The 19066-nt window shown below is 42.3% G+C and carries 21 protein-coding genes and 1 other RNA gene; 13 read left to right on the forward strand and 9 right to left on the reverse strand.

What is annotated here, in order from left to right; genetic code table 11:
* The first annotated feature begins 197 nt into the window (after positions 1 to 197).
* Positions 198 to 1034, forward strand: a complete 837-nt coding sequence (gene prmA / locus ACLI1A_RS04960) for a 50S ribosomal protein L11 methyltransferase (RefSeq protein ID WP_411406719.1) — start codon at positions 198 to 200, stop codon at positions 1032 to 1034.
* Positions 1035 to 1053: 19 nt separating this feature from the next.
* Entirely contained in the window at positions 1054 to 1329 is a 276-nt protein-coding gene (locus ACLI1A_RS04965; RefSeq protein ID WP_411406721.1) for an ATP-dependent Clp protease adaptor ClpS, read from the forward strand.
* Between the two features lie 103 nt (positions 1330 to 1432).
* Here the strand turns inward: ACLI1A_RS04965 and ACLI1A_RS04970 are convergent, their stop codons facing one another.
* Together ACLI1A_RS04970 and rnpB are read right to left on the reverse strand one after the other, a co-directional pair.
* Entirely contained in the window at positions 1433 to 1933 is a 501-nt protein-coding gene (locus tag ACLI1A_RS04970) for a nuclear transport factor 2 family protein (RefSeq protein ID WP_411406723.1), read from the reverse strand.
* Between the two features lie 16 nt (positions 1934 to 1949).
* An RNA gene (gene rnpB, locus ACLI1A_RS04975) (RNase P RNA component class A) lies at positions 1950 to 2268 on the reverse strand.
* A 221-nt stretch (positions 2269 to 2489) separates the two neighbouring features.
* On the opposite strand from rnpB, the gene ACLI1A_RS04980 reads away from it, so the two are divergent.
* From ACLI1A_RS04980 to ACLI1A_RS05005, 6 genes are all read left to right on the forward strand, one after another.
* On the forward strand, positions 2490 to 2792 hold the full coding sequence (locus ACLI1A_RS04980; protein ID WP_411406725.1) for a hypothetical protein: 303 nt from the start codon (positions 2490 to 2492) through the stop codon (positions 2790 to 2792).
* Positions 2793 to 2795: 3 nt separating this feature from the next.
* A complete protein-coding gene (locus tag ACLI1A_RS04985; RefSeq protein WP_411406727.1) occupies positions 2796 to 3872 on the forward strand; it encodes a DNA topoisomerase IB in 1077 nt (358 codons plus the stop codon).
* Between the two features lie 263 nt (positions 3873 to 4135).
* Positions 4136 to 5392, forward strand: coding sequence for a Na+/H+ antiporter (locus ACLI1A_RS04990; RefSeq protein WP_411406729.1), 1257 nt, complete (start codon positions 4136 to 4138; stop codon positions 5390 to 5392).
* Positions 5392 to 6636 (forward strand): T9SS type A sorting domain-containing protein, encoded by a 1245-nt coding sequence (locus ACLI1A_RS04995; protein ID WP_411406731.1) that lies wholly within the window; start codon positions 5392 to 5394, stop codon positions 6634 to 6636. The genes ACLI1A_RS04990 and ACLI1A_RS04995 overlap by 1 nt, the downstream gene beginning before the upstream one ends.
* A 311-nt stretch (positions 6637 to 6947) precedes the next feature.
* Positions 6948 to 8033, forward strand: a complete 1086-nt coding sequence (dnaX, locus tag ACLI1A_RS05000) for a DNA polymerase III subunit gamma/tau (protein ID WP_411406733.1) — start codon at positions 6948 to 6950, stop codon at positions 8031 to 8033.
* A gap of 59 nt (positions 8034 to 8092) precedes the next feature.
* On the forward strand, positions 8093 to 8701 hold the full coding sequence (locus tag ACLI1A_RS05005; protein WP_411406735.1) for a DNA polymerase III subunit gamma/tau: 609 nt from the start codon (positions 8093 to 8095) through the stop codon (positions 8699 to 8701).
* A gap of 29 nt (positions 8702 to 8730) precedes the next feature.
* On the opposite strand, the gene ACLI1A_RS05010 is transcribed toward ACLI1A_RS05005, so the two are convergent.
* Together ACLI1A_RS05010 and bcp are read right to left on the reverse strand one after the other, a co-directional pair.
* Positions 8731 to 9483 carry a LuxR C-terminal-related transcriptional regulator gene (locus ACLI1A_RS05010; RefSeq protein WP_411406737.1) on the reverse strand — a complete coding sequence of 251 codons (753 nt, stop codon included), beginning with the start codon at positions 9481 to 9483 and terminating at the stop codon, positions 8731 to 8733.
* Positions 9484 to 9570: 87 nt separating this feature from the next.
* On the reverse strand, positions 9571 to 10026 hold the full coding sequence (bcp, locus tag ACLI1A_RS05015) for a thioredoxin-dependent thiol peroxidase (RefSeq protein WP_411406739.1): 456 nt from the start codon (positions 10024 to 10026) through the stop codon (positions 9571 to 9573).
* Between the two features lie 34 nt (positions 10027 to 10060).
* Here bcp and ACLI1A_RS05020 point away from each other — a divergent pair, with 34 nt between their 5' ends.
* Positions 10061 to 10723: an endonuclease III domain-containing protein gene (locus tag ACLI1A_RS05020; RefSeq protein ID WP_411406741.1), complete on the forward strand. Its 663-nt coding sequence runs from the start codon at positions 10061 to 10063 to the stop codon at positions 10721 to 10723.
* Between the two features lie 23 nt (positions 10724 to 10746).
* Here ACLI1A_RS05020 and ACLI1A_RS05025 read toward each other — a convergent pair whose 3' ends face one another.
* The 3 genes from ACLI1A_RS05025 to ACLI1A_RS05035 all read right to left on the reverse strand — a co-directional run bounded on the left by ACLI1A_RS05025 (position 10747) and on the right by ACLI1A_RS05035 (position 12253).
* Positions 10747 to 10890, reverse strand: coding sequence for a hypothetical protein (locus ACLI1A_RS05025; RefSeq protein WP_411406743.1), 144 nt, complete (start codon positions 10888 to 10890; stop codon positions 10747 to 10749).
* 60 nt (positions 10891 to 10950) lie between these two features.
* Positions 10951 to 11535, reverse strand: coding sequence for an RNA polymerase sigma factor (locus ACLI1A_RS05030; protein ID WP_411406745.1), 585 nt, complete (start codon positions 11533 to 11535; stop codon positions 10951 to 10953).
* Between the two features lie 250 nt (positions 11536 to 11785).
* Positions 11786 to 12253 carry a DUF1905 domain-containing protein gene (locus tag ACLI1A_RS05035; protein ID WP_411406747.1) on the reverse strand — a complete coding sequence of 156 codons (468 nt, stop codon included), beginning with the start codon at positions 12251 to 12253 and terminating at the stop codon, positions 11786 to 11788.
* Between the two features lie 121 nt (positions 12254 to 12374).
* Here ACLI1A_RS05035 and ACLI1A_RS05040 point away from each other — a divergent pair, with 121 nt between their 5' ends.
* The gene (locus tag ACLI1A_RS05040; RefSeq protein ID WP_411406749.1) at positions 12375 to 13295 is read left to right on the forward strand and encodes a DUF2167 domain-containing protein; all 921 of its coding nucleotides are present in this window, start codon (positions 12375 to 12377) and stop codon (positions 13293 to 13295) included.
* 227 nt (positions 13296 to 13522) lie between these two features.
* On the opposite strand, the gene ACLI1A_RS05045 is transcribed toward ACLI1A_RS05040, so the two are convergent.
* The gene (locus ACLI1A_RS05045) at positions 13523 to 14722 is read right to left on the reverse strand and encodes an RNA polymerase sigma factor (RefSeq protein ID WP_411406751.1); all 1200 of its coding nucleotides are present in this window, start codon (positions 14720 to 14722) and stop codon (positions 13523 to 13525) included.
* Positions 14722 to 15072 carry a YciI family protein gene (locus tag ACLI1A_RS05050; protein WP_411406753.1) on the reverse strand — a complete coding sequence of 117 codons (351 nt, stop codon included), beginning with the start codon at positions 15070 to 15072 and terminating at the stop codon, positions 14722 to 14724. Before ACLI1A_RS05050 ends, ACLI1A_RS05045 begins: the two co-directional genes overlap by 1 nt.
* 214 nt (positions 15073 to 15286) lie before the next feature.
* Here ACLI1A_RS05050 and uvrA point away from each other — a divergent pair, with 214 nt between their 5' ends.
* The 3 genes from uvrA (at position 15287) to ACLI1A_RS05065 (ending at position 19034) form a co-directional block, all read left to right on the forward strand.
* Complete coding sequence (uvrA, locus tag ACLI1A_RS05055) at positions 15287 to 18076, forward strand: excinuclease ABC subunit UvrA (RefSeq protein WP_411406755.1); 2790 nt, start codon at positions 15287 to 15289, stop codon at positions 18074 to 18076.
* A gap of 97 nt (positions 18077 to 18173) precedes the next feature.
* On the forward strand, positions 18174 to 18779 hold the full coding sequence (locus tag ACLI1A_RS05060; protein WP_411406757.1) for a hypothetical protein: 606 nt from the start codon (positions 18174 to 18176) through the stop codon (positions 18777 to 18779).
* Between the two features lie 36 nt (positions 18780 to 18815).
* A complete protein-coding gene (locus tag ACLI1A_RS05065; protein ID WP_411406759.1) occupies positions 18816 to 19034 on the forward strand; it encodes a hypothetical protein in 219 nt (72 codons plus the stop codon).
* Positions 19035 to 19066 lie beyond the last annotated feature (32 nt).

Consider the following 19066-nt stretch of genomic DNA (forward strand, 5'->3'; position numbering starts at 1 on the left):
TTGGTTTATGCTAATGTAGCATTTTTTCAATGTACCAGTGCAATGATGTAACAATTCTTCGATGTACCAATTCATCAATTAATGGAACTCTAAATTGCTACATTGAAAAATTTATATACTGCTACATTTGGAAATTGCTACATTAAACAATTGATACATTATCACATTAATACTACCTTTGTGCCAAATTTTACACGATGGCCGAATTAGCTTACATAGGATACCACTTTACCATAGAACCAAAAGAACCTGCTACCGAAATACTTATTGCCGAACTGGGCGAAACCCCGTTTGAGAGTTTTGAGGAAACCGAAACCGGACTTAGTGCTTACATCCAGAAACAATTCTGGACGGAAGATGTACTGGCTGATGTATACATACTGCAATCGGAGGAGTTTAAGATTACCTATACGTATGAAGAAATAGAGCAGGTAAACTGGAACGAAGAGTGGGAAAAGAACTTCGACCCTATTGAAGTAGACGGAATATGCCGTGTGCGTGCGCCATTCCACGAATACAAAGAGGTACAGTACGACATTGTTATTGAGCCTAAAATGAGTTTTGGTACTGGCCACCACGAAACTACTTTTATGGTGATACAACACCTGCTGGAAACCGAACTTACTGGTAAGAAAACCCTTGATATGGGTTGCGGTACTGCTATCCTTGCCATTCTTGCCGAAATGAAAGGCGCCCAACCTATTGACGCCATTGACATAGACAACTGGTGTTACCTGAACTCTATAGAAAACGCAGAGCGCAACAACTGTAAGCATATTAGCGTGTATGAAGGGGATGCTTCATTACTGCCTGGCAAAAAATATGATGTAATTATAGCCAACATTAACCGAAACATACTGTTAAACGATATGCAGGCGTATGTAGACTGCCTTAACCAGGGAGGTACTTTGCTGCTTAGCGGCTTCTATGAAGAGGACATACCTGCTATAGACGAAAGCTGTAGTACCAAAGGTTTACAGTTAATAAAAAAGCATAAAAAAAATAACTGGGTAGCGCTAAAATATATAAATTAGCATTATTAAAGTTTTGAATATGAGCACAAGAGAACAAGTATTAGAGGATTTATTGGTTGAAGAGGATATTGCCAATAATAATGAAATTGTGTTGTATAACGATGATGTAAATACCTTTGACCACGTAATAGAAACCCTAATGCGTGTGTGCGAACACACCCCGCACCAAGCCGAACAATGTTCGCTTATAGTGCACTATAACGGCAAATGCACTGTAAAAACCGGCATTTTAAATGAGCTGGTACCGCAATGCACCCAACTGCTGGAAGCAGGCCTAAGCGCAGAAATAGTATAACAGACACATATTGATGTACACATACAAAAAGAGGATATTGAAACGGTTTCAACATCCTCTTTTTAGCTATACGATTTATTTACTGAATAAACACTTTTGTCATTTACTCGGTAGCCTTATGGTCGTAGCTTATTACCCTTTTAAGTATCCATTGCTTATTATCGTTTAAAAGCCACAGGCATGAAAATCGCGCCACGCCGGTTTTCTGTCTTGCTTTGCCCGTAGGTTGTATAAAAAACTCATGGGTTCCGGTTACATACACACCATACAAAACACCATTTTTATACATCGGAAATACCTCAATACTCCCGTTTACAGGCATGCGGGTTATTTTTCCGTAAGCAGACCCGCAAATGTTTTTACGGGTAGCCTCTATAAATTCTTTTTTGTTTTGCACACCACCCTGGTCGTGATAAAACTCCAGGTCGGGTGCCAGTATGTCTTCCAATACTTTATAGTTGCAGTTATTAAATCCTTGCTCAAAAAGTTGGCTGTCCATCTGTATCATTTGGGCATACAGCGGGTCGGTATGCTGTACCTGAGCCGAAGCAATTAAACCAGTAAAGAAAATAGCAATTGTAAATAATTGGGATAGCTTTTTCATGGCCGGAAGTTAAAAAATTAAAAGCAGGCTTGTAAGCCGGATTCTGTGCTCCTTAACGGAACCCTTATCATTTATCTGGCAGCAACATTACTGTTACCATCTATCTGCCTACCCCCCGGCATCGGGCGAGCCGCCCTACATATAACCGGTGTACATGGCATTTCACCGCATAGAGTTTACCTGGTTTCACTACAGCATTACCTGTACATACTTTCTGTTGCACTTGTCCTCCCTTCCGCCGAAACGGAAAGTGACGGGCGTTACCCGCTATGCTGCCCTGTGGTGTCCGGACTTTCCTCCTCCGCCATTGCGGAAGCGATAAGGCCGCCTGCTTTCGTGGGCAAAAGTACGCTTTTTAGTCGAAAGTCAAATGTCGAAAGTCGAAAGGGACGTAAGTCTATACAGAGCGAACTTTAAGACCTTCGACTTTAGACTTTATGACTCATATACTTTTATGACTTCTAAAACATTCCCTTAACACTCCATTGGCTGTGGTGCATTAAGGTAATATCTAACTTTATTATAAATAAGCAATCTAACTTAAAAACATAATATCATGGACAGTCAAATGTATCATTACGCCACTGTTTCCAAAGCATTGCAGGAACTGGCAGAAAAAGGGTATACTACAGATTTTAACCTGGAGGAAGACCGTATTAAAAAAGAAGATGTAACCATAGAACACATTTACCGCTATGAGGGTGAAAGCGACCCCGGAGATGAAGCCACCGTATACGGCATAAGCATTAAAAGCGGTGAAAAAGGTGTATATGTAGTAAGCCCGGGAGCGTATACCGAAAAAAAGGCAGCCAAAATACTGCTGGATATGAGCATACAGGGAAGGATGGCAACACACTAAACCATGAACCGTTTTCAGAAAAAGCTCGATAAAATAGGGCGCGACCCTAAAATTACAGCCAAAGCCGTTGGCCTGCGTTATTCATTGGACACCCACAAAGGGTATTACAGGAAGCGCTGGGGAAACGGCTTTATGTATGTGGATGAAAACGGAACAACGGTGCGCGATAAAGAAGTTTTGGCACGTATAAAGCAACTTGTAATTCCGCCGGCATGGCAAAACGTATGGATTTCACCTCATGAAAACGGTCACCTGCAGGTTACAGGCATAGATGCTAAAGGCCGCAAGCAGTACCGCTACCACCCCGAGTGGAACCGCATACGCAACCAAAGCAAGTTTTACCGCATGCGGAATTTTGCCAACGCCCTGCCTCTCATTCGAGCACAGGTAGAAAAAGACCTGGCACGCCATGGATTGCCCTACGAAAAGGTAGTAGCACTGGTGGTAAAGCTAATAGAGTTGACAAACATCCGTATAGGTAATGATGCTTACAAGAAGTTGTACGGTTCATTTGGGTTAACCACCCTGCGCGACCGGCACGCTAAGTTTCAGGGAGATACTGTATGGTTTGAATTTGTAGGTAAAAAAGGTGTGAAGCACAAAATAAAACTACAAAGCCGCCGCATGGCACGCCTGGTAAAAAAATGTCAGGATATACCTGGGCAACAACTTTTTCAGTATTATGATAATAATGGTGAACACCATAGTATTGGTTCATCTGATATAAACCAATACATTAAGCAAATAACCGGAGAGGATTTTACGGCAAAAGACTTCCGTTCGTGGGCCGGCAGCCTTAATGCACTGTGTGCTTTTCAGGAAATTGGTGAACATACAGGGATAACGGACTGCAAAAAGAAAATTGTAGTTGTACTGGATTCCGTTGCGAAAAAACTGGGTAATACCCGCACCGTGTGTAAAAAATACTACGTGCACCCTACGGTGATTGCCGCTTATGAAAAGGGTTCTATCTGGAACTATTGTACCAATGACGGAAACGCAGAAAACACCTTTAACAAGCAGGAACAAGCCCTGCTGGAACTGCTTTGCACCGAAGATATAGCAAAGGTTGTAGCATAAGCCTATTCATACCGCAAAATGGCACTTTCACTACGAATAATCTTACCGCTAAAGGTTATATTTGTATTTTTACACCACAAGCTATCACACACATCTTAGCGACTTGGCGGCTTTGCGTGAAATTTTACCACAAAGCACACCAAGGAAGCACAAAGTTTAACAAAGGAGCCAAATGTTCCGGAATTACAAAAAGCCAAAAAGGCTTTCCTCCGAAAAGCTAAAAGCACCTGTGTCGACTGATAGCCTAAAACATTAAGCAGCCAATGGAAAACTACACCGTAGTACTACTTATACTTGCCGTAATGATATGCCTTTCGGCAGTAGCCGATAAAACAAGGTTCCCCTACCCCATACTGCTTATTATTGCAGGCATAGCCATAGGCTTTACACCATCCATGCCCGCAATAGAGTTAAATCCTGAAATCATTTTCCTTATCTTCCTGCCACCGCTATTGTACGATGCCGCATTTAATATATCGTTTAAAGATTTTAAAATGCACATTAATACCATAAGCACGTTGGCTATAACCTTGGTATTCCTTACCACACTGGGCATAGCCGTTGTGGCACGCTACCTTATACCGGGCATGACCTGGCCGCTGGCGTTTGTATTGGGTTCTATACTATCGGCAACCGATGCAGTAGCCGCTATGGGTATTACAAAAGGCTTAGGGCTATCGCACAAAACCACCGTGATTTTAGAGGGAGAAAGCCTTATAAATGATGCCTCGGCGCTGGTAGCCTACCGCTTTGCAGTAGCAGCTGTTACAGGCAGTGCATTTGTATTTTTAGATGCCTCATTTGAGTTTTTAAAGCTCTTAGGAGGCGGTTTTCTTGTCGGCTTTGTTATGTCGCGTCTTTCGTTCCTGCTCAAGTTTATGAAAGGAAACAGTGTGGCTATGGTAAGCTTCCTGCTGCTTATGCCCTTTGTGGTCTACCTTATAGCCGAAGAACTGCACGTATCTGGCGTAATAGCCGTGGTAACATTCGGTTTCGGCATATCATTCATCAGTAATAAGTTTTTCCCGGACAGGCTAAAAAACCAGTCGAAACACATTTGGGAAATCATCATCTTTATGCTGAACGGACTCATTTTTATACTTATTGGCATGCAATTACCTTATGTGTTAGAAAACATACCCGCAGCCAATGTTACATCATATACCATTTACGCTCTACTAATTACCGTAGTGGCGCTGCTCATCCGGATGCTTAGGGTATACATGCAAAAAGTGAACCTGCAAAAAGCCTTCGGGCGCAACCATAAACGGGTAAAGGAGGACATGTTGATTGATTCACGCAATAGCCTCATCATCAGCTGGAGTGGCATGCGTGGCATCGTTTCACTGGCTGTAGCGATAGGTTTACCTACAACCCTTGCCGATGGCAGCCCCTTCCCTATGCGAAACGAAATCATCTACATTTCTGTAGCCACCGTATTATTTACGTTGTTAGGCCAGGGACTTACCCTGCCTCTGCTTGTAAAAAAGCTTATTCCACAGAAACACACATCCCAATAATGAAGAAATATTTTTACCTTCTTGCTTTGGCTTTAAGCCAAATTGCCTTTGCGCAGTACGCCGACCCGAATTACGCTATTCCCGCTACGGGTTACGGCAGCGACGGCAGCCACACGGTAGCCGTGGAAACGTTTGCCAATGTAAACTTCGCCGGGCATACCATAAACATTTACCACCCCGGCGATATTAGCACCCCGGTACCCACTATATTTTACAGCCATGCTTACGGCGGTAACGACCCCGAAAACATTATAGGCATGCTGGAATTTGTTGCCAAAAAAGGCTACGCCATAGTGTATGTGCCTTACCAAACCCTGGCAACCACTACCATACAACAGCGCTATGACAACCTGAAAGCCGGTTTCCGTAAGGCAGCGCAGGACTACCCTAACATTATCAGTACCGACAAGGTGGGCTTTATGGGGCACTCGTTTGGCGGCGGAGCTTCGTTTGCCATTGCTCAGGAACTGTTTACTAATGATGGCTGGGGAACCAACGGGCGCTTTATCTATGCATTGGCCCAGTGGTACTCATATTTTGCCGATAATAGCCTACTGGACAACTACCCAGACAACACAAAAGTACTTATTGAAGTATTTGCAGACGATAGTACAAACGACCACCGTATGGCCATTGATGTATTTAACCACCTGAATGTAAGTGCGGCAGAAAAGGATTATGTATTGGTATCATCCAGTACTGTAAATGGGTATAACTACGAGGCCACCCACAGCCTGCCGAATACGGCTACAGCCTTTGATGCTCTTGATTATTATGCCTATTACCGTTTTATAGATGCGTTGGCAGATTATGCCTTTAATGGGAATACAGCGGGTAAGGATGTAGCTCTGGGACACGGAAGCACCGCGCAGGTAACCATGCCCGGCGAAATGACTCCGTTACAAAGTTTTTCTAATCCTTACCCTTTGCACTTACAAAGCTACTATGAGTTTCCGTGTAATAACGCCGATGATAATCCTAGAATAGACTATTGCACTACCACAGCGGGAATAGAGGAAATTTCTAACAATGTTGTTTCCATTTATCCTAATCCTGCAACAGAAGTAATAAACATTACCACTACATTAGCTACACTTTCAATCAACATTTATTCAACAATGGGGCAACAGGTTAATCATTATGAGTTAAACCAAAACGCCGCAACCATAAACATGCAGGCATTGCCAAAAGGCATGTACCTGGTAGAGGTTAATGGCATCGCCCATAAGGTGATACGTAATTAGCCCTGATTTAATGCAAAAAATTTTACCACTAAGCACACAAAGTTTTTCCACGAGGGAACACAAAGAAAGTCCCTAAAAAAATCTTCATAAAGATTTTAATCCTGTTACACAGGATGACGGACACAAAGCAGGCGCGTAAAACCTTGTGTACTTAGTAGTTTGGAACAAGCCCAATATTCTTGCCTGACTTGTGTACATTGTGAGAAAACTTTGTGCTCTTCGTGGTAAATGAACTATTGTGGATAATTCTTTCAAAAATCTAACAATCTAAGAATCCAACAATCCGATAATCTGAGTATCTTTGCCATTCTATGGAACAATTCATTGTATCAGCTCGTAAATACCGCCCGCAAACCTTTAAGGATGTTGTGGGGCAGCAGGCTATTACTAATACGCTGCTGAATGCCATAGAAAACAACCACTTAGCACAGGCATTGTTATTTACAGGGCCGCGTGGTGTGGGTAAAACCACCTGTGCACGTATCCTGGCACGCAAAATTAACCAGGAGGGTTATGACGATCCGAGCGAGGATTTTGCCTTTAACGTGTTTGAGCTCGATGCTGCCAGTAACAACTCGGTAGACGACATTCGTAGCCTTATAGACCAAGTACGCATACCGCCACAAACCGGTAAGTACAAGGTGTATATTATAGACGAGGTACACATGCTGTCTCAGGCGGCGTTTAACGCGTTCCTGAAAACGCTGGAAGAACCGCCGCGTCATGCCATCTTCATCCTGGCTACTACCGAAAAGCACAAGATTATCCCTACCATACTGTCGCGCTGCCAGATATTCGATTTTAAGCGTATTACCGTAAAGGATGCCAAGGAACACCTTGCCGAGGTAGCACGCAGCCAGGGTATAACAGCAGAAGATGATGCACTACACATTATAGCCCAAAAGGCTGATGGCGCCATGCGCGATGCCCTATCTATATTTGACAGGGTGGTGAGCTATTGCGGAACCAACCTTACCCGTGTGGCCGTTACCGAAAACCTGAACGTACTGGACTATGAGTACTACATTAAGGTAACCGACCTGATACTGGAAAACCGTATACCCGATTTATTACTATTATACAACGAAGTTTTGGCTAAAGGCTTTGACGGGCACCACTTTGTAGCCGGCCTTGCCTCGCATTTCCGAGACCTTTTGGTATGCCAAAACCCGGCAACCCTTACCCTGCTTGAAGCCGGTGAAGTAGCCCAAAACCTGTACCGCGCCCAAAGCCAAAAGGCCAGCCAGGCATTTTTGTTACAAGGAATAGACATAGCTAATGAGTGCGACCTGCGCTACAAGGCCAGCCAAAATCAGCGCCTGCTGGTAGAACTGTGTCTTATGCAACTGGCCTCCATCACCTTTGATGGAGAAAAAAAAAAGTTGATGGGTTTATAATACCCGCACATTACTTTGAACAATACAACCCAAAAATAGCGGTTCCGCAACCTGCTGAAATGCCTGTGGTGGCTCCTGTAGTAGCAGAAGCAGTAGCCGAAAAACCTGTCGGAATAACACCTTTACCTCCTACCCAACTTGATGTAGCAGAGCCCGTAGTGGTAAAACCTCCTGTGGTACAAAAACCACTGGATGATGGTAGCCCGAGGGTTAACGCTTTTTCACTTTCGAGTATTGTTAAAAAACGAGAACTTCAGGAAAACCAGAAGAACATACAAAGGCGCGCGGAAGAACTGCCAAAACAATCGTTTAGCGAAACTGATATGAAGCTGCTGTGGAATAAATTTGCCCAACGTCTTAACGACAGTGGTAAAAAAATCATGGCTACATACATGCAGATTAACGACCCGGTGCTAGCCCCTGACGGTTTTACCATCAGGCTGGAATTGCCAAATGAGGGCAGTAAGGCACAGTTTGACGGGGATAAGTTGGAACTACTGGGCTACCTGCGCGGTAAGCTGCACAACCACGATGTGGTAATAGAAACCCATGTAAACGAAGAAGTTTCATCGCGTCATGCCTTTACCCCCGAAGAAAAATACGAGAAGCTTAAGGCTATAAACCCGGCATTGGATGCCCTGCGTAAGATGTTTGACCTTGATGTGTAATATCAGTCAAAACAAACGATTACCTACAATTATACCCAACCGTTTTTTTGCGCCTTTTGAATTAAATCAAAAGTAGAATGTACTTCGGCCTTGCGCAACAGGCTTTTTCGGTGCACATCTACAGTATGCCGGCTTATATGAAGTCTTTCGGCTACCGCAATACTGCTCAATCCTTCAGCCAGGGCAGCTAACACTTCTTTTTCTCTTTTGGTAAACATAGAAACCGCCTGAACGGCAATCCTCTTAATATCTAAATTATAATAAGAAGGTGCTCCATTAAGCCCAATGAAAGACAACTGCGGGTTGCCGCTGCTTTTAAGGTGGGTAATATCTGTATCTACAGCAAGGGTAAGTACGTTATCAGCATCATGCTGCACTATAATGTACTGGTGCAGTATCCTAACATAATTACCATTAAGATGTTTAAACCGAAGATCGTATTGCACTTTGTAGTTAAACAATTCGTCATTTGTTTTTTCACTAAAAAAACGTTCTGCTTCAGCTTCAAAATTAACAAAAAAAGGAGCATCTTCGGGATGCAGGATACTAATGAAGAAAGAAAGGTCAACATCTACATTATCATAGCCCAAAACCTGTGTAAACTCTGGGCTCATGTATTCAATAGAAGGCTTACGCACATTAACAATGTAGTTAAAGTTAGTGCCCACCTGAAAGATACTAACAAGCTTTTTGTATAGGACTTCTCTTAACTCAGTATTTACAGCCTGCTGGGAAGTAGGTATTATATCCCATATTTTTCTCACTTCATTATAAATATCCATCTCTTCGGTCGCTAAAGTTGGCTTTCAAAAATAACTAAAAACACTACTGAAAAAACAATAGTTTAACACCATTTAAGTAATTATCAATTACTCTCCCAGTATCTGCGCAGTATGTTCTTTAGTTTTCACGGTAGTTATAACCTCATCAATAATTCCCTCTTCATTTATTACAAATGTAGTGCGGTGTATGCCGTCAAATTCGCGTCCCATAAACTTCTTTGGTCCCCATACCCCAAAGGCATTCAGTATACTATGGTCTTCATCGGCCAGCAACGGAAAAGGCAGCTTGTATTTATCGGCAAATTTAGCTTGTTTCTTTACCGGATCGGCACTTACACCCAGCAGTGCATACCCCTGTGCTTCAAAACGGTGATAGTTATCACGCAGGTCGCACGCTTCAGCTGTACAACCGGGGGTATCGGCTTTAGGATAAAAGAATACCACCAGTTTTTTTCCTATATAATCGGCAAGTGTGTGGGTATTATTGTTTTGGTCAACGCCAGTAAAGGCAGGCGCTTTATCTCCTTTGTTAAGTGTAGTCATTTAGGCTTATATTTGTGTACAAATTTACCGAAAAATGACCAAAGCAGAAAAGGCCGCTTTCATAATAAAAACGCTGGATGAACTTTATCCTAATATTCCCATACCGCTGGATCATAAAGACCCGTATACCCTTCTTATTGCCGTACTGATGAGTGCACAGAGTACCGATGTACGCGTAAACCTGATAACGCCACTGTTATTTGAAAGGGCAGACAACCCAAAAATGATGGTAAAGCTGGATATAGATGAGATACGCGAAATTATAAAACCCGTAGGCCTGTCACCTGCTAAAGCTAAGGCAATACACGGATTAAGCGAAATTTTACTGGAAAAACACAACGGTGAAGTACCCCAAAGCTTTGAAGAACTTGAGGAACTGCCCGGTGTGGGCCATAAAACGGCAAGTGTGGTAATGAGTCAGGCGTTTGGCGTACCTGCATTTCCAGTAGATACGCACATACACCGCCTGATGTACCGCTGGGGACTGAGCGACGGGAAAAATGTGGTACAAACCGAAAAGGATGCAAAAAAGCTGTTTCCACGCAACCGCTGGAACGACCTGCACCTGCAAATAATATGGTACGGAAGAGAGTACAGCCCGGCACGTGGCTGGAAGCTGGACAAAGATATTATTACGGCCACCATAGGCCGTAAATCAGTGCTCGAAGAATATTACAAAAAAGCCTCCCGAAAATAAATCACGGGAGGCTTAAGGAAAAATTAATTAGCAATATTTTCGAAGGTACCATTCTCAGTCTTTACAAAAGAAAGCGCTTTAGAATAGTTCAGCAGAAATTCGATTGTTTCAGTTTTAGGCAGCATAACCTGTGTTGCCGGTTTTTGTTCAGAGTAGAGTTTTGCCATGCTAAGTTGCGTATTTGTTATCTTTACAACAATAGAACGCAAGACTCCCTCTTATATTGCCTAATTGGTCAAAATAATATTATTTTTTTCAATTACCTTACGTAGGTTCATCAGCGCGTAGCGCATACGTCCCAGCGCTGTGTTGATGCTTACACCTGTAAGATCAGCTATTTCTTTAAAGCTAAGATCCTGGTATATACGCATTAACAGCACCTCTTTCTGGTCTGCCGGAAGCTCCTCTATAATGCGCTGCAGGTCGTTTTCTACCTGTTCGCCTATAATGCGGGTTTCCACGTTAGGGCTGTTATCGGTCATGATAGAGAAAATTGAAAACTCTTCAGTATCACGTTGCATCGGCATTTTTTTGTTGCGGCGGAAATGGTCCACAATAAGGTTGTGCGAAATGCGCATTACCCATGGCAAAAATTTACCTTCTTCGTTGTAGGAGTTACTTTTCAGCGTTTTTATCACTTTTATAAAAGTGTCCTGAAAGATATCATCAGCGATATCCCTATCAGATACTTTAGAGTAGATAAAACCGTAAATCTTCGATTGGTGCCTGTTAATTAATACAGATAGAGCATTTTCATCTCCACCTATGTAATTTGTTACCAGAACAGCGTCAGGGATTACAACATTAGCCATAGCGATACTTTTTAGCGTTTTTAATTTTTGGTTTCTAACCTTACGGGTTTTTTCTAAAAAGTAATTGTATGCTATAGGCTACTTGTTAATTAAGAATTAATGTTGAGCCAAATATAATATAATTAAATCATAAAAAACAAGTGTCAGAGAAAATTTTAACAATAAAAAGGCAATAATATTTGTTAAGGCCCCATACAACTGCCGAAATTTCGGGTTACAACGGTATAGTACTACGCTTTTGGCACAACTCTTAAATAATCTTCTCGTTCCGCTTTAGCCTCAATATTGTTTTAATAATACGTTCGTTTACTGTTTCGGTACGTTTAGCCGAGAATATCCATTTGGCACACATGCGCTGTTCCCACTGCTTGTGTTTCAGGAAGTTTTTGTATACGCCCTCCTCTTCCAGCCTTAGCTGCAATTCGGCAGGCACTTTATAAGGCTCATCGTCTTTGTAGAGTATGATGTGTACGGAGTCGCCCTCCTCCTTTTTAATGGCTTTGCGTATCTCGGCCTTTACCGGCAAAAAATGCCCTCCGTTGCCCATAGGCATAATGCTGCAGGTATCAATTTCGTAACCGTCTATACTGCCCTTAACCCGTACCATACCAAATGCCGCTCCGTCTTCCTTTTGAATGCCGGGTATACGCGCGTACGTCCACCCGCCCTTACCGGGTATGCGTTCAAGGGTTATTTGTGTGTTTATAATTACTTCCATTATGTGTAAAAATAAAAATTTATTACCGGGCATGATTTTTTATTCTTTCGGTAACTTAAAAAAATTTGTTAAAAAAAACCTAATGTATATATTTGGCCCCTTTAACAGAAATCAACGAACTATGAAAATGAGACTGCTATTCAGTGCCTTAATGGTTACTGTATTTACCACGATTTTACACGCCCAAAACGATAACCAGGCGGTAATAGACTCTATAGAAAACACATTTAAGTACCAGCATGGTAAAGTTCAGCTAAAAAACGGTATTGGAGAAATCACAGTACCGGAAGGTTTTAAATACCTGAACCCCGAACAATCTAAATATGTTATTGTAGATATTTGGGGAAACCCGGACAGCGAAGACATTTCATTAGGTATGATACTGCCCGAAAAACAAGGTATACTTGATGAACATGGCTATGTTTTTAATATTCAGTACGACGAAATAGGCTATGTAAAAGATGATGATGCAGACGATATAAACTATGACGACCTGCTTGCAGAAATGCAAAAAGACACTGAAGAAGAAAACAAAGAGCGCACCAAGCAGGGTTATGACCCAATACAACTTGTGGGTTGGGCTTCGAGTCCTTTTTATGACAAAGAGCACAAAATACTTCACTGGGCTAAAGATATACAGTTTGGAAACGACAAACTACACACCCTTAACTACAACGTAAGGATTCTTGGCCGAAAAGGTGTACTGGTATTAAACGCCATTTCGTCTATGCAGGAATTACCACTGGTAAAAAAAGACATACATAACGTACTTAACATTGTAACGTTTAATGACGGTTATAAATACTCTGATTTCGACCCATCGGTAGACCAGGTTGCAGCATGGACCATAGGTGGACTTGTAGCCGGTAAAGTATTAGCCAAAGTGGGCTTCTTTGCAGTAATTGCGAAATTTGGGAAAGTAATTGCCATAGCTGTTGGCGGATTTTTCACCGCTCTGTGGAGACGAATGAGAGGCAGGAAAAAAGAAGAGGAGTCAGACAATAATGACACTCCCGCAATAGAGCCAACATCTGAGGCTTAAAAGAAACTAAATACCCATTGAGAAAAACATATTTTCAATGGGTATTTTTTTTATGCTTTAAAATATAAAAAACACTTCAAGGGCATCACCTTCGGCAAGCCCTAAAAGGGAAGATTGTATAAGATGGTTCATATTGTAAATATAGTTTTATTAGCGCCTCCTTTAACTCCTAATCACTTACATCTTTTTTGTTTTTGAGTCGCCGAATCTCCAATTTCAGGAAAATATCAATCATACAAAATTTCATTAATATACCCCTCTATAACCTGTTTATCCCGGGCAGTAACAAGCGCTGCCTGAAAACACTTTATAGCTTCCTGAGGATTATCTTCTTTAAGGAGCACCCCTGCAAGTGTATAATAGTAATGATCTTGAGGTACTTGTGATGCATACAGTATTTTTAAGGCACTCTTACTATCGTATACTTTTGAATAAGCGTAAACATAATTAAGCACCACAACCGGCGACTGATTTATCGGTATCAGTAAAGCATAAAGCTTTAAAATATACTCCCATTTTTCAGGATCAACTTCGGGGTGGGCATGCCAGTATGCTATAGACGCCTCAATGGTATAGCGTTCGGCAAATGTATTACCTATACACTTCTGTAAATAATAATCCCCTTTTTGTATTAATTCACCGTTCCATAGTGAAACATCCTGCTTATGATATAATAGCTGCCGGTCGTCTTTTAGCCGGGCATCAATTCGTGAAGCCTGATAGCACATAAGAGCCATTAACGCATTTGACTTATTATTGGCTACTTCCGGATATTGTAACAGGAAATACAAAAGCTGCATGGCTTCAAAACAAAGTTCATGTTTTACCACGGTATCAGACACCGCAGTGCGGTAGCCCTCATTAAACAGCAAATACAATATATGTAAAACCACGTCCATATTTTCAGCACTACAGATATATTCAGATAATACTAAACTATCTTTTAAAGCGGCTTTAGACCGTTGAAGATTTTTATAAACAGTATCTCTTTCGGTTAATAATGCGGCGGCAATTTCTTGCGGGCTGAATCCGCACAAAACATTAAGCACCAGAGCTATTTTAGCTTTGTCCCCAATATCTGTACTGCATACAGCCAAAATCATTTTTAACTGACTGTCGTCCATTTCAGCCTTGGTAAAGTCAGGTTCATCTGCATCCTGCCCCAAATGCTGTGGTACATCAGTTGTCTTTTTACTGCGCAGGTAGCTTAATACCGCATTTTTAGAAACTGTATACAGCCATGCCTGAGGTTTTTTAGGCACTCCCATGTGTGGCCATACCTGCATTGCCTTAAAAAAAGTATCAGAAAGCACATCTTCAAGAACCTCAAGCTCCACCTGTGAAAAACGGGAACAGAGTGTGGCTAATATTTTGCCGTACTCTGTTCTGAATAATCCCGGAATAATATTTACGCCTTTACCTTGCATCAGGCATTACCGTTAATATCCACTACATTTCGCACTTCTACGCTTCCCCCTAAGCTAAGTATCGGGCATTTTTGTGCAATCAGCACTGCTTCGCCAACCTCATTGCCATGAACAATTATATAGCCTCCTACTATCTCTTTAATCTCTGTAAAAGGCCCATCGGTTACAAGCTCATTTCTTACGGTTTTTCCGGTGCTTCCCAGTCTGTTTCCGTTATCGGCCATTTTGCCTTCGGCAGTAATACCGGCAAGCCAGTCTATCCACTGTGTCATTACCTGTTGCATTTGTTCCGGAGATTGCTGAAATTCCGATTTAAAATCGTTCCTGAAAATAAGCATAAACTGTTTCATGATATATTTTTTTAATGTTATACCCTAATGACGCAGCATATAGCAGGTATTGGACATTTTATTTCAAGCTTTCCAAATTTAATACTTCTAACGGTTACAAATGTTATGATCCTTTTTACAAAGTAATATTTGTATTTTAAAACCTGGGGAACTTCTTCATCCCTTAACAAAAATCTCCCTCAAAACCCGTATCTTTGTACATTACTTTTGCATCATGATAAAGACTGATTTTTCGAAGTTAGAACCAAAGAAAAACATACTGATAAAAGGCGCAGGGCTACACAACCTGAAGAACATAGACGTAGCCATTCCACGTAATAAGCTGGTGGTGGTAACCGGGCTTTCGGGTTCAGGTAAGTCGAGTCTGGCGTTTGATACGCTGTATGCCGAGGGGCAGCGCCGCTATGTGGAGAGCCTGTCGTCTTACGCGCGCCAGTTTTTGGGTCGTCTTGATAAGCCAAAAGTAGAGTACATTAAGGGCATAGCCCCTGCCATAGCCATAGAGCAAAAAGTAAATACTACCAATGCCCGCAGTACCGTGGGCACCAGTACCGAAATATACGACTACCTGAAGCTGCTGTTTGCACGTGTGGGCCGCACCTACTCACCCGTATCGGGACGTGAGGTGAAGAAGCACACGGTGACCGATATTGTAAACGCAGTTAAGGGCTTTGAAGAAGGTACGCGCTGGCTGCTCCTTGCGCCCGTGCATACCGAGAAAGGCCGTACCATAGAGGAAAAGCTGGGCGTACTGCTACAGCAGGGTTTTGCGCGTATTTTGGTAGATGGAGAAACCCTCAGGCTTGACGAACTTGCCGGTACAGACCTTACCAATAAAGAGGTGCTGCTCGTGGTAGACCGTATTGTGGTAAAGCACGAGGAAGAATTTTACAACCGCCTTGCCGATGCTATACAGACAGCGTTTTACGAAGGTAAAGGCGAAGCATTCCTTCAGGATGTAAGCACAGGTAACCGCCTGCCGTTTAGCAGCAACTTTGAGTTGGACGGCGTAACGTTCGTAGAGCCAAACGTGCATCTGTTCAGCTTTAACAACCCGTATGGTGCCTGCCCTTCTTGTGAAGGTTACGGCAGCATCATTGGTATCGACGAAGATTTGGTGATTCCAAACACTGCGCTTTCTATATACGAAAACGCCATCTTCCCGTGGAGGGGCGAAAGCATGGGCTGGTACCGCGACCAGCTGGTAAACAACAGCCATAAGTTCAACTTTCCCGTGCATAAGCCCTACTACCAGCTTAGTGAGAAAGACCGTCTGCTGGTTTGGCACGGTAACCAATACTTTACAGGATTGAATGACTTCTTTGCCGAGCTTGAGGAGAAGAACTACAAGATACAAAACCGCGTAATGCTGAGCCGTTACCGCGGCAAAACAAAATGCCCTGACTGTAAAGGCAAACGCCTGCGCCCGGAAGCCAATTACGTAAAAGTGGGCGGCAGCACCATTACCGACCTGGTAGACCAGCCAATTAAGAACCTGGTTGAGTTCTTTAACAAGCTGGAACTAAATGAATACGATGCCAAAGTAGCCAAAAGACTATTAATAGAGATTAATAATCGCTTGCGCTTTTTGCAGGAAGTGGGGCTGGATTACCTTACCCTAAACCGCCGTTCTAATACGCTTTCGGGTGGGGAAAGCCAGCGCATTAACCTTGCAACATCATTAGGCAGTAGCTTGGTAGGTAGTATGTACATACTGGATGAGCCTTCTATTGGCCTGCATCCAAAAGACACCGAACGTCTTATTAAGGTACTGGAAGGCCTGCGTGACCTTGGCAATACCGTTATCGTAGTAGAGCACGACGAGGACATCATGAAAATGGCCGATATGATTATTGACATCGGGCCGGAAGCAGGTACACACGGCGGCCAGCTGGTAGCCCAGGGAACGTTTGACGAAATACTAAAAAGCGATTCCCTTACCGCTAAATACCTCAACGGCGAACTTGAAATTTCGGTACCAAAAAAACGCCGTAAGTTTAAAAACCATATTGATGTGGTGGGCGCACGCGAAAACAACCTGAAAAGCATAGATGTTACCTTCCCGCTGGATTGCCTTACGGTAATTACCGGGGTATCAGGTAGTGGAAAGAGTACACTGGTAAAAAAGATCCTCTTCCCTGCCTTGCAAAAAGAACTGGAAGGCGTGGGCGAAAAAGCCGGACAGTTTACCGAACTGCGTGGCAGTTACGGCCACATTAAGCATATTGAATACGTAGACCAAAACCCTATAGGTCGTAGTTCTCGCTCTAACCCGGTTACGTACATTAAAGCTTACGACGATATACGCGACCTGTTTGCCAAACAAAAACTGGCACAGGCACGTGGCTACCAAAGCAAGCATTTTTCGTTTAACGTAGATGGCGGCCGTTGCGAAACGTGTAAAGGAGATGGTGAAGTAACCATAGAAATGCAGTTTATGGCAGACGTACACCTGGTGTGCGAAACCTGTGGTGGTAAGCGTTTTAAAAAGGAAATCCTTGAAATTATGTTTCAGGATAAGAACATAGACGACATCCTGACCATGACCATAGACGATGCCGTGGCGTTCTTTGGGGAACATAAGCAAACCAAGATAATGACCAAGCTACAACCGCTTCAGGATGTGGGACTTGGCTATGTACAGCTGGGGCAAAGCTCCTCTACCCTTTCGGGTGGTGAGGCGCAGCGTATTAAACTGGCATCGTTTCTGGTTAAAGGTGCTACTAAAGAAAAAGCTTTGTTTGTATTTGACGAGCCTACTACCGGGCTGCACTTCCACGATATTAAAAAATTGCTGGCCAGCTTTGATGCCCTGTTGGATAAAGGCCACTCTATCATAGTGATAGAGCATAACTTAGACCTGATTAAGTGTGCTGATTATATTATAGACATAGGCCCTGAGGGTGGCGAAAACGGCGGGCACCTGATTGCTTTTGGCTCACCGGAAGAAGTGGCTAAGAACCCTAAATCCATTACAGGAGAGTATTTGAAGAGTAAGTTGTAGTTTGTTTGAGGTTTAAAGTTTAAGGTTGGAGCTTCACTCATGCTATTGAAGGAAATATTTTATAAATTTGGGAGACCGCAATATAAACCAACTGAAAATGATTCGGGAGCTAAACCAAAACACCGTTTTTATTAAACGGAAAATCATAATAGAGGAAACTAAAGTTGTAATCCATATTAACAGATTTGGAAAAGAAATGGGTGTTAGTATACCTTATGAAGATATTACTGCCCATATCACACCATTTACTTCTGAAATTAAAGACATTAAAGTACTAATAGGCGCTTTCACATTAAGCAGTTTAATCGCATTTACAGTACGAAATGAAAAAGATGTAATTCCCTATATATGGATGATACTTGCAGGATTTATGGTAGCTACCTGTATATTTCATTTCCTTTATAAAGAAGAAGTATGGCGGTTACGCATCCATAACAACAGTAATATCTTCATTAACATCAAAAAACCCAGTAAAGTTGAAGTAGATGAATTTATTGAAGAATTATTTAACCAGCGACAAAGATATCTACGGGAAACTTATTTACGCATTACCAAAAACCTCTCATACGAGCTACAATTAAACAGCCTGAATTCTCTAAAGGCAAACGAAGTCATAACCCCAAAAGAATACCAGGAATTCCTTGCCGAGTTAGACGCTTTGTTTAATGACTATAAAAAACCTATTGAGTTCTTCCTAAATTAAGACACCTCACAAACAAAAAACATACAACCCAAAACCATGAAAAGCATCAAAACAATCGGCCTGATTATTTTTACAATTGTAATCACCTCTGCATTTACCACTCCTGTAGATTTAGAACTAAAATCGCTGCTTAACAATAAGGTGCAGCTAAAAATACCGAAGGATTTTACAATAATGCCTGAAGAGATGATAAAAGTAAAATACCCGTCTCAAAGCAGGCCAGCCTGGTATACACTAACGAACCAGGAAGTATAAACGTAACAGTAAACCTTACAAATAACCAGGCA

This window comes from Flavobacterium sp. RHBU_3 (assembly GCF_046613565.1).
Classification (GTDB): domain Bacteria; phylum Bacteroidota; class Bacteroidia; order Flavobacteriales; family Flavobacteriaceae; genus Flavobacterium.

Excerpts from the sequence above, each read along its gene's own strand:
- ACLI1A_RS05040 (WP_411406749.1), top strand. The coding sequence starts at position 12,375 with ATGAAAATGAGACTGCTATTCAGTGCCTTAATGGTTACTGTATTTACC.
- ACLI1A_RS05045 (WP_411406751.1), bottom strand. The coding sequence starts at position 14,722 with ATGCAAGGTAAAGGCGTAAATATTATTCCGGGATTATTCAGAACAGAG.
- ACLI1A_RS05060 (WP_411406757.1), top strand. The coding sequence starts at position 18,174 with ATGATTCGGGAGCTAAACCAAAACACCGTTTTTATTAAACGGAAAATC.
- ACLI1A_RS05025 (WP_411406743.1), bottom strand. The coding sequence starts at position 10,890 with ATGGCAAAACTCTACTCTGAACAAAAACCGGCAACACAGGTTATGCTG.
- ACLI1A_RS04985 (WP_411406727.1), top strand. The coding sequence starts at position 2,796 with ATGAACCGTTTTCAGAAAAAGCTCGATAAAATAGGGCGCGACCCTAAA.
- ACLI1A_RS05010 (WP_411406737.1), bottom strand. The coding sequence starts at position 9,483 with ATGGATATTTATAATGAAGTGAGAAAAATATGGGATATAATACCTACT.
- dnaX (WP_411406733.1), top strand. The coding sequence starts at position 6,948 with ATGGAACAATTCATTGTATCAGCTCGTAAATACCGCCCGCAAACCTTT.
- ACLI1A_RS05035 (WP_411406747.1), bottom strand. The coding sequence starts at position 12,253 with ATGGAAGTAATTATAAACACACAAATAACCCTTGAACGCATACCCGGT.
- ACLI1A_RS05005 (WP_411406735.1), top strand. The coding sequence starts at position 8,093 with ATGCCTGTGGTGGCTCCTGTAGTAGCAGAAGCAGTAGCCGAAAAACCT.
- prmA (WP_411406719.1), top strand. The coding sequence starts at position 198 with ATGGCCGAATTAGCTTACATAGGATACCACTTTACCATAGAACCAAAA.
- ACLI1A_RS04995 (WP_411406731.1), top strand. The coding sequence starts at position 5,392 with ATGAAGAAATATTTTTACCTTCTTGCTTTGGCTTTAAGCCAAATTGCC.
- ACLI1A_RS05065 (WP_411406759.1), top strand. The coding sequence starts at position 18,816 with ATGAAAAGCATCAAAACAATCGGCCTGATTATTTTTACAATTGTAATC.
- ACLI1A_RS05020 (WP_411406741.1), top strand. The coding sequence starts at position 10,061 with ATGACCAAAGCAGAAAAGGCCGCTTTCATAATAAAAACGCTGGATGAA.
- ACLI1A_RS04970 (WP_411406723.1), bottom strand. The coding sequence starts at position 1,933 with ATGAAAAAGCTATCCCAATTATTTACAATTGCTATTTTCTTTACTGGT.
- uvrA (WP_411406755.1), top strand. The coding sequence starts at position 15,287 with ATGATAAAGACTGATTTTTCGAAGTTAGAACCAAAGAAAAACATACTG.
- ACLI1A_RS04990 (WP_411406729.1), top strand. The coding sequence starts at position 4,136 with ATGGAAAACTACACCGTAGTACTACTTATACTTGCCGTAATGATATGC.
- ACLI1A_RS04965 (WP_411406721.1), top strand. The coding sequence starts at position 1,054 with ATGAGCACAAGAGAACAAGTATTAGAGGATTTATTGGTTGAAGAGGAT.
- ACLI1A_RS05030 (WP_411406745.1), bottom strand. The coding sequence starts at position 11,535 with ATGGCTAATGTTGTAATCCCTGACGCTGTTCTGGTAACAAATTACATA.
- ACLI1A_RS04980 (WP_411406725.1), top strand. The coding sequence starts at position 2,490 with ATGGACAGTCAAATGTATCATTACGCCACTGTTTCCAAAGCATTGCAG.
- bcp (WP_411406739.1), bottom strand. The coding sequence starts at position 10,026 with ATGACTACACTTAACAAAGGAGATAAAGCGCCTGCCTTTACTGGCGTT.
- ACLI1A_RS05050 (WP_411406753.1), bottom strand. The coding sequence starts at position 15,072 with ATGAAACAGTTTATGCTTATTTTCAGGAACGATTTTAAATCGGAATTT.